This is a genomic window from Paenibacillus alba (genome assembly GCF_013204855.1).
In the GTDB taxonomy this organism is placed as follows: domain Bacteria; phylum Bacillota; class Bacilli; order Paenibacillales; family NBRC-103111; genus Paenibacillus_E; species Paenibacillus_E alba.
Map to the genome: position 1 here is coordinate 153,004 of NZ_JABMKZ010000009.1, position 13,224 is coordinate 166,227.

A 13,224-nucleotide genomic window follows, 5' to 3' on the forward strand; every position below is an offset into this window, starting at 1 on the left:
AGAATCTCATGCGACTTGTTTCGATGAAAGAGATGCTGCATCAGGCGCTAGCCGGTCAATATGCGGTTGGACAGTTTAATTTAAACAATCTGGAATTCACGCAAGCGATTCTGCTGGCTGCCGAGGCGGAGCAAGCGCCCGTCATTCTTGGCGTCAGCGAGGCTTACATTCCTTATATGGGCGGGCTGCCTTGCATCGCGGGTATGGTGAAATCGTTGATGGAGCATTACGGCATTACGGTGCCTGTCGCGCTCCATCTAGACCATGGAAGCAGTTATGAGGTGTGCATCCGGGCGATTCACGCGGGTTTTACTTCCGTTATGATTGATGCTTCGCATCATTCGCTCGAACATAACATCGAAGTTACCCGCCAAGTGACACAAGCTGCTCATGTTCTCGGCGTTTCCGTTGAATCTGAGCTGGGCCGGATTACCGGACGCGAGGATGATTTGGTCGTCGATGAAGCCGAAGGCATGTATGCGGTCACGGCGGATTGCGTGCGTTTAGTGCAGGAAACAGGCATCGATTGCTTGGCGCCAGCGCTTGGTTCCGTGCATGGTCCTTATCGGGGACAGCCCAAGCTGGGCTTCGAACGGATGGCTGAAATCCGCCAAGTGACGGGTCTTCCGCTCGTGCTTCATGGCGGAAGCGGCTTGCCGGATGAAGAAATTCGTCAGGCTATTGCCTGCGGAACAGCCAAAATTAATGTGAACACAGACAATCAAATTGCCTGTACAGCCGCCATAAGATCGTTTTTGAATGAACATCCGGAGGCCTATGACCCGCGGAATTATTTAATCCCCGCGCGGGAAGCGATTGGGGCATCCGTAAGAGCCAAAATTCAATTGTTCGGCAGCGCAGGCAAAGCCGGAAGGAGTTTATCATGAAAACTATTCAAATCGGAATCATCGGTGCAGGGCGAATCGGCAAAATCCACGCAGACAATTTGCTGCGACTGCCGCAAGTGAACATTGTGGCGGTGAGTGATTTATTTGCCGGTCCTGAGCTAGAGGCTTGGGCGGCAGCGCGCCAAATTGGCCTAGTTACGAAGGACAGCAAGGAATTGATCGAGCATCCAGAGATTGATGCTATTTTCATCTGCTCGTCGACCGACACACATGTGCCGTTAATCCAGCAAGCGGCTGAAGCAGGCAAACACATCTTTTGCGAAAAGCCGATCAGCATGGATATTACGCAAACGGAAGCGGCGATTGCTGCTGTGAACAAAGCCGGCGTGAAGCTGCAAATCGGCTTCAACCGTCGTTTTGACCATAATTTTAAGCGTGTTCGCGAGGTTGTCCAAGAAGGGACGATCGGGAACCCGCATATTATCAAAATTACTTCCCGTGACCCGAATCCGCCGCATGAGGATTATATTAAGGTGTCGGGCGGCATTTTCATGGATATGATGATTCATGATTTCGATATGGCTAGATTTGTAGCTGGCAGCGAGGTTGAAGAGGTGTATGCGCAGGGCAATGTGCTGATTAATCCGGTTTTTGCTGAGCATGGGGATGTGGATACGGCGATAGTCACGCTGCGCTTCGAGAATGGCGCGCTTGGCGTCATCGACAATAGCCGTCAAGCCGTCTATGGCTATGATCAGCGTGTTGAAGTGTTCGGGTCCAAAGGCAGCGTGGCTGTTGCCAACGATCATCCGAATACGGCTGTGGTCAGCACCGCAGATGCGATTGTGAGCGAGAAACCGCTGCATTTTTTCCTCGAGCGCTATCAAGCTGCTTATATGGAAGAGACACAGATCTTTATTGATTGTCTGTTGAACGATAAGGCTGTACCTGTGAACGGTCATGATGGGATGCAGGCGGAGCGGATTGCACTTGCTGCCAAGCTATCTTCCAGGTTGGGTCGTCCGGTGAAAGTGTCCGAAGCTTTGGCTTTGTTGCAGCAGAATGCGCTTTGAGGGGAGGAGTTGCGGGATATGCCTAATCTGATTGTGAAACCTTTGGAACATCCTCATGTTGAGGGCAGCATTTTGAAAATAACGCCGGAATCCGGGGGCTGGAACTATGTCGGTTTTGAAATTGTACGGCTTGCGGCGGGGCAATCTCTGAGCCGTGTTACGGGCGAGCAGGAGGTTTGCTTAGTGCTGCTGAGCGGTAAAGCGGACGTGCAAACTAAGGAAGCAAGCTGGAGTGACATCGGAGAGCGGATGAACGTTTTTGAGAAAATTCCGCCGTTTTCGGTCTATGTCCCAAGTGATGATCAGTATGAAGTTGCTGCCAAAACAGCTGTGGAGCTGGCGATTTGCAGCGCTCCCGGTGCTGGCGGTTATCCTGCGCGCTTGATTGAACCTAGCCATGTGGGGGTTGAAACCCGCGGTTACGGGAATATCGAGCGGCAAATTCATAATATTTTACCGGAAAATGAACCAGCCGACAGCTTGCTTGTCGTTGAGGTTTTTACACCGAATGGGCATTGGTCGAGCTACCCGCCGCACAAACATGATCGGGATGCGCTTCCGCAGGAGTCTTTTCTCGAGGAAACGTATTATTATCGCGTCGATCCCGGACATGGTTTTGCGATCCAACGTGTGTATACGGATGATCGTTCTCTGGATGAAACGCTGCTGGTGAAGGATGGGGAAGCTGTTCTGGTACCGCGAGGCTATCATCCGGTTTGTGCTCCTCCCGGCTATGATGTCTACTATCTGAATGTGATGGCAGGCCCATCGCGTACCTGGAAGTTCCATAATGATCCTGAGCATGCTTGGCTAATGGCGAAGCCAGTGGAGGAGTAGGCCGTTTGCAACTTCCCTTGTGCCCCTGCATAATAGAAGACAAACAAGTATTCTTCGGGAAAAATGGGGTCATAGGATGAAGGCAACAATTTATGATGTCGCCCGCGAGGCTGGGGTTTCGATTGCAGCGGTGTCGCAGGTGATGAACGGCAAAGGGAAAATCAGCGAAGAACGGCGCGCGGAAATTCTCAAAACGATGGAGCGGCTCAATTATCAGCCAAGTGTGATCGCTTCGGCTTTAACCGGCAAGAAGACATTTACTTTGGGACTGCTTGTGCCGGATATATCGAATCCTTTTTTCGCGGAAATTGCGCGGGCGGTGGAGGATCAAGGGCATCATTTGGGCTATAGCTTGGTCATTTGCAGCACAGACAATAAGGACGAACGGGTCGAGCGCTACCTGAACCTGCTTCAGCAGAAAAGCATTGACGGCATGATCATCGGGACCGGGATGGACAACAAGGAGATGCTGACGCCTCTAATGAAGCAAGGGATCCCGATTGCGATGATCGCCAGAGAAATGCCGGACATCGGCGTGCATACCGTTGTTGTGGACGATTGCGTTGGCGGCGCGTTGGCGGCCAAGCATTTGCTGGACTTGGGGCATACGCGCATAGCTATTCTGGCGGAGCATGCCAAAGTTATCAGCAGCCGTGAGAGGGTGCGCGGGTTCAGGAACACGTTGGAGGAAGCGGGTGTTGTACTGCCGGACAGCGGTGTGCGCAACTGCCACTACACGGTGGAAGATGGGAAGCGGCAGGCGATTGCGCTGCTGGAAGAGTCGGCTGCCGTTCGGCCGACTGCCCTGTTCTGCTGCAACGATATGCTGGCTATCGGGGCTTTGCAGGCTGCGAAGCAGCTGGGCTTGAAGGTACCGGAGCAGCTATCGGTGATTGGCTTCGACAACACGATTCTGGCTTCGGTGACGGACCCGCCGCTCACGACGGTCGCTCAGCCGATTGAGCCGATGGGGAAGAAGGTCGTCGACCTGCTGATTCAGGAGCTGAAAAAAGAATCGAAACTAAAACAACGCGTTGTGCTGCGCCCGGAGCTGATGATCCGTCAATCCACGGCATCACCGGGTGACATGCATTAATTGAAAAGAACTGTCTCACAAGTAGAATATTCTACTTGGGGACAGTTCTTTTTTCAATAATGAGGGGGCAGCTGTAGCAGCAGCCGATCCTGCTTCTGAGAAAAGCCTTACAGCAGCAGCGATCCAGCTGCTATAAGGCTGAAATTCGGCGCTATGCCCGCGGCCGAGGCGCAAGCCCCCGCTGTAAGGCTGAAAAACAGCCTTAAAGTGGCGGGAAAGTTGGAGAGGATCTCCATAAGGCTGAAAAACAGCCTTACAGAAGGAGAAAGGCAAGGATTCTCCCTAATTGGTGTCTGAGAGGCTGAAATTCAGCCCTAAAGTGGCGGGAAAGCTGGAGATGATCTCCATAAGGCTGAAAAACAGCCTTACAGAAGGAGAAAGGTGAGGATTCTCCCTAATTGGTGGCTGTAAGGCTGAAATTCAGCCCTAAAGTGGAGGGAAAGTTGGAAAGGATCTCCATAAGGCTGAAAAACAGCCTTACAGAAGGAGAAAGGCAAGGATTCTCCCTAATTGGTGTCTGAGAGGCTGAAATTCAGCCTTAAAGTGGTCCGGCACTGCGCCCCTGCCGAAGCCCCCCACCAAAACCAATGAAATTATAGTTTTATCTATAATTTTTTAAGGGATCTATCGGCAGTACCTTCTATAATTAGGGTATACCAAAGAAGGAGCGATGCAGTGATGAGCAGCAGGTTAGAGAAAACTCCTGTCACCCTTGATGTACAGCGGCTTAGAGAAGCTGCGCTAATACGAAGAAGAAGATTGCTGAAACAAAATATTCCTTTGTTTATCATGCTGATCCCCGTGATCGCCTATTATATTTTGTTCAAATATTGGCCGATGGGCGGTCTTGTGATCGCTTTCAAGAATTACAACTTCGCAGATGGCATCTGGCACAGTCCATGGGTTGGGATGAAGTATTTCAAGCTCTTGTTTTCCAGCGCAAGTACGCTGCAAATTATATGGAACACGTTCTGGCTCAGCTTGCTTAGCTTGCTAGTGGGTTTCCCGGTGCCGATCATTTTGGCTGTTTTGCTTAATGAAGTTCGCAAGTCCTGGTTTAAAAAATGGGTGCAAACGATTGTTTACTTGCCTCATTTCTTCTCCTGGGTCATCGTTTCCGGTATCGTTTTATCCTTATTCGCGACGGATTACGGGTCTATCAATAAAGTGCTCAAGCTCTTGCATATGGAACCGATCACCTTTTTGTATGAATCTCATTCTTGGATTGCGATTTTTGTTGGGTCTGGTGTATGGAAGGAAATGGGATTCAGTACGATCATTTATCTCGCTGCGCTGACAACGATTGATCCTTCGCTTTATGAATCGGCCTGTATGGATGGCGCTACGAAGTGGCGGCAAATTTGGCACATTACGCTGCCGGGTATTCGGCACACGATTATTTTACTGCTGATTCTAGCGATGGGGCGTGTGATGGAGGTTGGCTTTGACCAAGTGTACAACTTGCAGAATTCGGCTGTAGCTGACGTGTCTGAGGTGATTAGTACGTATATTTATAAAATAGGATTGGGCAGCTCGCAGTTCAGCTTAACGACGGCGATGGGGCTTTTCGAATCGGTCATTAGCTGTAGTCTTGTTTTGATTGCGAATCAGATTGCCCGTAAATTTGACCAAGCATTATTCTAGAAGCCAAAAAGGAGGAGCCCATGAAAATATCACGGGGAGAACAGATCTTTTATGCCATTAACTATGTACTGCTCGCGGTTATCGCTTTAACGTGCCTGATGCCGTTTATTCATATCGTGGCCTTATCGCTTAGCGAACGATCGGCAGTTGACTCGGGTCATGTCTTTTTCTGGCCGGTTGGTATACAGTTTACTGCCTATAAAATCTTTTTTATATCGAGCCCGGCTTTCCAAGCCTTTCGCAATAGCATTGTCATTACACTGGTCGGCGTTGTGTTAAGCTTGCTCGGCACTATTCTGGCAGCGTATCCCTTATCAAGATCTTATCTGATAGGGCGTCGCTATCTCGTATTGGCTATGGTGTTTACGATGCTGTTCTCGGGGGGATTAATCCCAACCTACCTCATTGTGAAGCAAATGTCTTTGATTGATTCCTATTGGGCAATCTGGCTTACGGGATTCATCAGTACGTATAATATGCTTCTGATGCGCAGCTATTTTGAGAATATTCCCTATGAGGTGCAGGAAGCAGCCCGCATTGACGGATGCAGCGATACATCGCTTCTGATCCGCATTATCCTGCCATTGTCACTCCCTATGCTGGCGACATTAGCGCTGTTCTATGGGATTAGTTATTGGAATTCCTTCATGAACGTGCTGATGTACATTAATAAAAGCAGCTTGCAGAATTTGACGGTTATCGTTCAGGCGATGCTGCAAAAAAACGATCTTCTGAATTCGCCATCTTTGAATAACGAGGAGCAAGCCGCAGTAGCAACAGAGATGGTTAAGGCTGTCGGCGTTGTAATTATGGTCGTTCCGATGCTGGTTGTGTATCCCTTCCTCCAAAAGTATTTTGTGAAGGGCGTCATGCTGGGGTCTGTGAAGGGTTAATGATATTCAATCTGTTAATGGCTGACGCAGTTGATCTTCTGAAAGGTCTGCCTAATAAGGTGTTCCCGTTTAACAAAACTTCACAATAAATGAATTGGGGGAAATGCGAATGACGAACAAGAAAATGTGGTTGGGTGTAACAGTAGGGTTCGTAGCATTAGGGGCAACATTGGTGGGGTGCAGCAGCGACAAGAAGGAAACAACAACGCCTGCAACTGCAGCGGCATCAGCCAAATCAAGTGCGGCCAAACGTGGCGATGTCACGGCAACGATGTATGATCGTGGTGCGGTTCCAGCCTCAGAAGGATCGTACGAAGAAAATCGCTGGACCAAATGGATCAACCAGAATGGACCGGAAAATGTGAAGTATGTGCCGATTCTCCGCAGCGATTCAACGAAGAAATTAAATGTGCTTTTTGCTTCCGGTTCGGCGCCGGACATCGTCAGTGAGTATAATACGCCGTTCCGTGGCAGTTTGTATGATCAAAAGCAGCTGCTCCCGATTGATGACATTTTAAAATACATGCCTGAATATCAAAAATTGCTGACACAATACCCGCAGCTCAAAAAGGCAGGAACGAAGCCGGACGGCAAGCTGTACGAAATTGGCAAAGTAAAAGAAGCTGTGCCTGCTCATCTCCTGCTGGTTCGAACCGACTGGTTGAAGAAGCTGAATCTTTCGATGCCTACAACGACAGATGAATTGATGGCGGTAGCGAAGGCTTTTGCGGAAAATGATCCGGATGGCAACGGAAAGAAAGATACGTATGGCTTGAATATGAGTACGTATTCCGAGCAAGCAATTAATGAAATCTTCGGTGAAGGCTCTTCGAAGGACTTATTGGCTTGGGGCGTGAAGGATGGCAAAGTTATTCGTCAGTGGGACAATGAGCTTGCATCGCTTACTTTCAAAAAGAAACTCTACGACGATGGGATCATCGACAAGGATTATATTAATGACAAAGATGGCGCCAAAGCGAAGCAAGACTTCCTGAATGGCAAAATCGGGATTTATGTGAAATTTACCGGAGGTTGGTACGATTTCATGATGAACGACCTTCCAACTTTGAAGAAAAATGTTCCGACAGCGGATATTGCGCCATTAGGTTATCCCAAATCACCGGTAGGTACGTTCACAGGGGCGATCGACAATCCGGTTCAAATGACGACTGTCATCAATGCCAAGGCCAAAGATCCTGAAGCTGTAGGCCGTTATCTTGATTTTATGATGAAGCCGGAAACCGCTTTGAAAGTGATCAATGGCGATGAAGGAACGCACTGGAAGAAAGCAGCCAATGGCTGTCCACAAGCGATTGATCCAGCTAAATCCAAAAATGAAGTTGGCTATGCGGGCGACTACGAAATGTTCTACTCATCGGGTCAAGATAAATGCAGCTTTGTCCTAAGCGGCTTTAATGCGGAGGTGCCTGAGCAAAAGGCTGCCATGGATATGTATAAAGAGATTCAAAAAGTGTACTTTGACCCGCAAAGAGAGTATCCCGGTCTCACGGTTGGGGAACATATGCCGGTGTACAACGCTGATCTGCAAATTATCAATACGACCATTTTGAAGGAAAAAGGCGATCTCTTCGTTAAAGCGATTATTAGCGGAAGCAAATACAGTCCTGAACAAGCAATTAAGGATTCCCAGGCAGCATGGGACAAAGCAGGCGGCAAGCAGCTCGAAGATTTCATGAACAAATGGTACCAAGAAAACAAAGATAAAGCATTCCTTGCCAAAGATGTGCTCGCTATCGCGAAACAGCAAATGGAGCAAGTGAAGTAATTTATAGGGTTAGCGAGACAGGGCAGGGTGGGGAGGTCCGTTACACCGTTAGTTGGACGGATTTCCCTTGACGGTTCGGCATCGTTGTCACAGTCATTTCAGCTTGGGAGGAAACGGGAATGAGTAAGCTAAACGTAGCCATTATTGGCTGTGGTGGTATTGCCTTAGGGAAACATTTGCCCAGTTTGCACAAAATAGAGCAAGTGGCGATTGTCGGATTTTATGATATCTCACTCGAACGAGCTCAGGAAGCGGCTGCCAAGTACGGTGCGCCTAATGCAAAGGTATACGGCAGCTACTCGGAGCTGCTGGATGATTCTTCTATTGAAGTCGTACATATTTGCACGCCTAACGTTTCACATGCAGAAATTTCGATTGCCGCTTTGGAAGCAGGCAAGCATGTCATGTGCGAGAAACCGATGGCGAAGACAGCTGCGGACGCTCGTCGCATGGTGGAAGCTGCTAAGCGTACGGGGAAAAAATTGACGATTGGTTACAACAATCGCTTTCGCGCTGACAGTCAGTATTTGAAGCAAATTATTGCGGATGGTGATCTGGGCGAGATTTATTTCGCCAAAGCACATGCGGTTCGCAGACGTGGCGTGCCTACTTGGGGTGTTTTTCTGGATGAAGAGAAGCAAGGCGGAGGCCCGCTGATTGATATTGGCACACATGCCCTCGATTTGACGCTGTGGATGATGAATAACTATGAACCTAAGGTAGTGCTGGGCACTGCTTATCATAAGCTTTCCCGCAAAGAAAATGCCGCCAATTCCTGGGGGCCGTGGGACCCGAAGAAATTCAAAGTAGAAGATTCAGCATTTGCCATGATTGTCATGAAAAATGGCGCAACCATTATGGTGGAAGCGAGCTGGGCATTAAATACACTCGATACGAAAGAAGCGAAATGCACGCTTTGCGGTACGGAAGGCGGCGCAGATATGCAGGATGGCTTGCGCATCAACGGTGAAAACCATAGCCGGTTGTATATGAATCAGCTGCAATTCGAAGCGAAGGGCGCAGACTTTTACGAAGGTAAAAAAGAAAGCATGCAGGATAAGGAAATCCGTCTATGGATTGAAGCCGTTATTCACGACAGAGAGCCTGTCGTAACACCGGAACAATCGTGTGTCGTGTCGGAGATTCTGGAAGCGATCTATGAATCGAATCGGACGGGGAAAGCGGTCTATTTTGACTAAACAGAGGGAAGAGGCTGTCCACATGATAAAAGTCGCCATCTTAAGCTATTGGCATGTTCATGCCAAGGATTATGCGCGTATGGCCGCCGAGCACCCTGATACGGAAATTATCGCTGTATGGGATGAAAGCTCGGAAAGAGGACGCCAGAAGGCAGAGGAACTCGGGGTTCCGTTCTATGAAGATTTGTCGGCCCTTTTGGCAAAACCGGATCTGGATGCCGTCATTGTCGTTACGCCAACTACGCAGCATCGCGAGGTGATGATCGCCGCAGCGGAGGCAGGCAAGCATATTTTCACAGAGAAGGTCGTTGCGGTTACAACGAAAGAATGCAACGAAATTCTGGCAGCTGTAGAAGCAGCCGGGATTAAGCTTATGGTTTCGCTACCGCGTCTCTACACAGGTTTTACACAGGCTGCCCAACGCCTCATTCATGAAGGAGCACTGGGTGTAGTAACGACAGTTCGCATACGACTTGCCCATAACGGAGCGCTGCCGACAGAAGCGAATCCGCAGGGCTCGTTGCCTGCTCACTTTTTCGAGCGGCAAGAGAGCGGAGGCGGCGCGATGATCGATCTCGGCTGCCACCCGATGTATTTGACGAGGTTGTTTCTGGGACTGCCCGAAAGCGTAAGCGCTGGATATGGCTATATCACAGGGCGCGAGGTGGAGGATAGCGCTGTGACGATTTTGCATTACGCCAGTGGAGCTTTGGGAATCGTTGAAGCTGGGTTCGTGAACAGCTATTCGCAATTCAACATCGAGGTGCAGGGCACGGAAGGCAGCATTATGTACGACAGAAGCGATAACAAATTGGTTGCTCGCAGTGCAAAGCTTGGTGGAACAAGCGGATGGCAGGAAGTGGCGGATGCGGCAGCTCCGACTGCTTCCGCTTTTGAGCAATGGGTATCTCATATTCAGGCTGGGACGAAGGCAGCAGAGAATATTGAGCTGGCACGTGATTTAACCCGTTTAATGGAAGCTTCCAATTTGTCGGCCCGATCCGGTACGGCCTATCGGCTGAGTGACCTTTCAGAGTAACGATCTCTTGCGAAAAGGCCAGTTCATCCCCTGCAGGTTGGCATGGGCTGTCTGGTTTTTTCTGTTTTTGGACGTTGGATGAAGCTTAAGGAGGATGAACCATGGTAGATAAAGGCAGCTATTCATTTTCAACTTGTTGGAATATTAAAAGGCACACGGTTGGCAGAGAGATGATCGAAGAGATCAAGGAACTCGGCTTTCGCTACGTGGAACTGAATTATAACGTGACCGAAGATATGATGCGAACGATTGAGCCTATGATTGAAAAAGGTGAAATAGGCGTATCCAGCGTGCATAATGTTTTTCCTTTTATTGATGATAAGGACTATGATACGGACTCTGTCATGTTGGGTTTCGATGATGAAGAGAAGCGCAAACGCTCTGTGGAGCTGTTGATTCGTTCGATGGAATATGCCAATCGGTACGGGGCCAAAGCCGTCGTTGTTCACCCAGGCGAGGTGCCTTTTGACGACAATATCGATTCAGCTTTAAAAAAGCTCTACCGTGAACAGGGCAAGGATTCAGCAGCGTACCAACAGCTGTGGCAAGAGATGCTGGAGCGTCGCGAGCGCTTAAGTCCCTTATATACGAAACGGATTCAAGAAAGTTTGGAAATCGTCAGCGAGCATGCTGCGCAAAAAGGCTGGGATATCGCGCTTGGCATTGAAACAAGATCGCGCTGTTATCAGATGCCGTCGCTTATGGAGGCCAAGACGATCTGCGAGAATTTGAAAGGCGGACCTGTACGCCTGTGGTACGATATCGGGCACGCCATGATGATGGATCGCATGGGCTTGTATGACAATTTGAAAGAGCTGGAAGAGGTCAAACCATATATCTATGGCGTTCATATCCATGAAACGCTGGAATTGTCCGATCATTGGTGCCCGTATGTGCACAGCAAGGATTTGGAGTACTTCGATCATTTTCTGGAAGCGATCAATTTCGCCAAGGTGAAAGTATATGAATTAAAGGCTGTATGCCAGCCGGCAGAAATTGACGAAAGTCATCAATTGATCACAACCAAAATCTCAGCGCTGAAAGGATAAAAGGTGACCCGCATGGATGCTATTTATCATCATTTAGTCAAGATCAACGACGATTACACCACGTCTACGCTGCCGCTTCAAATCCTTGATCCCAGTTCCAAATATGACGGCGGTATTAGGGATGAAACGGGGATTGCCCGCGCTAGTCATATGAGCTCTCCAAGCATCATGGCATGCTGGGTTTCGGCTTTAGTGAACGAGGATTCGCGCTATTATCACGACGAAACGCTGCTGGCAGCACTCGACAAGGCTGCGCAGTTTATGCTTAATCGCCAGCATCCGGATGGTACTGTGTCGCTTGGCTCCACGAACTATAATTCGCCGCCGGATACAGGTTTCGTCGTTGGCGGCGTGACGCAGATGTATCAACTGCTGGAGCAGCAGAATTGGGCAGCAGTGGAACCTGCTCAGGCCAAGCTAAAGCTTTTTCTGGAACGAACGATTCCAGCTATGCTGACCGGTGGCTGCCATACGCCTAACCATCGTTGGGTAATAACGGCAGCTCTTGCCCTGCTGTTTGACATTTTTCCAATGCCTCAGCTGGCAGCTAGAGCTAATGAATGGTTGGCAGAGGGCCTGGATATTACGGAAGATGGCGAGTGGACTGAACGGAGTAATGGCATCTACAATGCGGTCAGCGATATTGCGCTCTATCATACAGCACGATTATTAAACCGTCCTGAGCTCTTGGAGGGCGTGCGCCGCAATTTGAACATGATGATGTATTTAGTCCATCCCTCAGGTGAAGTCGTCACGGATTATTCGGGACGCCAAGATTTCGGGCAGACCTATGATATGGCAACCTATTTCTTGATTTATCGGCTTATGGCTGCGCATGACCGCAATCCGTTGTTTGCGGCGATGTCCGATTATGCGGGCACTTTTATTCGCAAAGCAGAAGGCGTAAATAACAACGCACTGCTTGGTCTGCTGCTGTATCCTGACACAGCGATTCGTGATTTAGAACGCGCTGAGCTGCCGGAGCAATATACGCTGATGATTAACGAGAAGCACCCGATTGATGAGCATTTGCAGCGCATGGAACGTGTTGGCCATCATATGAAGATTCAGCACAGCAGCATGCATGTTGCATTCGGTGCCCCCATCGTGCGCATTCGCGATCACGATCTTAGCGTGACAATGATGCCTTTGGCGCCATCCTTTTTCTCACTTCGTCACGGGAAAGTTCGACTGCTGGGCATCAAGCTGTCCACCTCTTTTTCGCCAGGCATCATCAAGTTTGATCGTTTGACCGCCGAAGCGGGCAGCTACAAGCTGAGCACCATCATGGAAAAAGGGTATAGCGGGCCTATTCCGCGTAAGCATTTGCCTGATAGACGGAATCAAACAGGAGGCAGCCCTTGGTACCTGCTGCCGCATCAGCATCGGCCAATGACGCATTTGCAAACCCATGAAATTCAGGCGGAAATGACAGCTGGTGAATCCGAGTGGCAGATTCGCATTCATTCGGATGCGCGTGAAGATGTATTTACGCAGCTAACTTTTATACTGGGAGACGAAGGTCAAGTTAGCGGTATGGGATTGGAGAATGTCGGAGAAGGGAAGTACTTCCTGAAAAGCGGCGCAATGAAGTACGAAGTTGAAGGCGAAGCCATTGAGATATCCTCAGGTGCCTATGAGCACTTACTGCCTGTTCTGCGTGAAGATCAGCATCCAGCAGGCTGCCAATATGTCCATGTAAATTTGGTAACGCCATTCGATTATACATGTAAGATCCGTTTGCTTTAGGAGGTGAAGCC

At 49.3% G+C, this 13,224-nt stretch carries 11 protein-coding genes; all 11 read left to right on the forward strand.

Annotation, left to right across the window (positions count from 1 at the left end; translation table 11 throughout):
* Positions 1-8 precede the first annotated feature (8 nt).
* The 11 genes from fba to HQN90_RS14625 all read left to right on the forward strand — a co-directional run bounded on the left by fba (position 9) and on the right by HQN90_RS14625 (position 13,213).
* On the forward strand, positions 9-887 hold the full coding sequence (gene fba / locus HQN90_RS14575) for a class II fructose-1,6-bisphosphate aldolase (RefSeq protein WP_079414223.1): 879 nt from the start codon (positions 9-11) through the stop codon (positions 885-887).
* Positions 884-1,921, forward strand: coding sequence for an inositol 2-dehydrogenase (gene iolG / locus HQN90_RS14580; RefSeq protein ID WP_173219699.1), 1,038 nt, complete (start codon positions 884-886; stop codon positions 1,919-1,921). The genes fba and iolG overlap by 4 nt, the downstream gene beginning before the upstream one ends.
* Positions 1,922-1,939: 18 nt before the next feature.
* The gene (gene iolB, locus HQN90_RS14585; RefSeq protein ID WP_173219703.1) at positions 1,940-2,758 is read left to right on the forward strand and encodes a 5-deoxy-glucuronate isomerase; all 819 of its coding nucleotides are present in this window, start codon (positions 1,940-1,942) and stop codon (positions 2,756-2,758) included.
* Between the two features lie 76 nt (positions 2,759-2,834).
* A complete protein-coding gene (locus tag HQN90_RS14590) occupies positions 2,835-3,854 on the forward strand; it encodes a LacI family DNA-binding transcriptional regulator (protein WP_173219707.1) in 1,020 nt (339 codons plus the stop codon).
* Between the two features lie 789 nt (positions 3,855-4,643).
* Entirely contained in the window at positions 4,644-5,498 is an 855-nt protein-coding gene (locus HQN90_RS14595) for an ABC transporter permease (RefSeq protein WP_246362398.1), read from the forward strand.
* A 20-nt stretch (positions 5,499-5,518) separates the two neighbouring features.
* Positions 5,519-6,391 carry a carbohydrate ABC transporter permease gene (locus HQN90_RS14600; protein ID WP_173219713.1) on the forward strand — a complete coding sequence of 291 codons (873 nt, stop codon included), beginning with the start codon at positions 5,519-5,521 and terminating at the stop codon, positions 6,389-6,391.
* Positions 6,392-6,500: 109 nt separating this feature from the next.
* Complete coding sequence (locus HQN90_RS14605; RefSeq protein WP_246362373.1) at positions 6,501-8,177, forward strand: extracellular solute-binding protein; 1,677 nt, start codon at positions 6,501-6,503, stop codon at positions 8,175-8,177.
* Between the two features lie 119 nt (positions 8,178-8,296).
* Positions 8,297-9,376, forward strand: coding sequence for a Gfo/Idh/MocA family protein (locus HQN90_RS14610; RefSeq protein WP_173219719.1), 1,080 nt, complete (start codon positions 8,297-8,299; stop codon positions 9,374-9,376).
* Positions 9,377-9,398: 22 nt separating this feature from the next.
* Positions 9,399-10,415, forward strand: coding sequence for a Gfo/Idh/MocA family protein (locus HQN90_RS14615; RefSeq protein ID WP_173219722.1), 1,017 nt, complete (start codon positions 9,399-9,401; stop codon positions 10,413-10,415).
* 101 nt (positions 10,416-10,516) lie between these two features.
* The gene (locus HQN90_RS14620; protein WP_173219725.1) at positions 10,517-11,464 is read left to right on the forward strand and encodes a sugar phosphate isomerase/epimerase family protein; all 948 of its coding nucleotides are present in this window, start codon (positions 10,517-10,519) and stop codon (positions 11,462-11,464) included.
* 12 nt (positions 11,465-11,476) lie between these two features.
* Entirely contained in the window at positions 11,477-13,213 is a 1,737-nt protein-coding gene (locus HQN90_RS14625; protein WP_173219728.1) for a hypothetical protein, read from the forward strand.
* Positions 13,214-13,224 lie beyond the last annotated feature (11 nt).

What these genes read in the sequence shown, in the direction of transcription:
- HQN90_RS14595 (WP_246362398.1), top strand. Translation starts at nt 4,644, where the DNA reads ATGCTGATCCCCGTGATCGCCTATTATATTTTGTTCAAATATTGGCCG.
- HQN90_RS14590 (WP_173219707.1), top strand. Translation starts at nt 2,835, where the DNA reads ATGAAGGCAACAATTTATGATGTCGCCCGCGAGGCTGGGGTTTCGATT.
- HQN90_RS14600 (WP_173219713.1), top strand. Translation starts at nt 5,519, where the DNA reads ATGAAAATATCACGGGGAGAACAGATCTTTTATGCCATTAACTATGTA.
- HQN90_RS14620 (WP_173219725.1), top strand. Translation starts at nt 10,517, where the DNA reads ATGGTAGATAAAGGCAGCTATTCATTTTCAACTTGTTGGAATATTAAA.
- HQN90_RS14625 (WP_173219728.1), top strand. Translation starts at nt 11,477, where the DNA reads ATGGATGCTATTTATCATCATTTAGTCAAGATCAACGACGATTACACC.
- HQN90_RS14605 (WP_246362373.1), top strand. Translation starts at nt 6,501, where the DNA reads ATGACGAACAAGAAAATGTGGTTGGGTGTAACAGTAGGGTTCGTAGCA.
- fba (WP_079414223.1), top strand. Translation starts at nt 9, where the DNA reads ATGCGACTTGTTTCGATGAAAGAGATGCTGCATCAGGCGCTAGCCGGT.
- HQN90_RS14615 (WP_173219722.1), top strand. Translation starts at nt 9,399, where the DNA reads ATGATAAAAGTCGCCATCTTAAGCTATTGGCATGTTCATGCCAAGGAT.
- iolB (WP_173219703.1), top strand. Translation starts at nt 1,940, where the DNA reads ATGCCTAATCTGATTGTGAAACCTTTGGAACATCCTCATGTTGAGGGC.
- iolG (WP_173219699.1), top strand. Translation starts at nt 884, where the DNA reads ATGAAAACTATTCAAATCGGAATCATCGGTGCAGGGCGAATCGGCAAA.
- HQN90_RS14610 (WP_173219719.1), top strand. Translation starts at nt 8,297, where the DNA reads ATGAGTAAGCTAAACGTAGCCATTATTGGCTGTGGTGGTATTGCCTTA.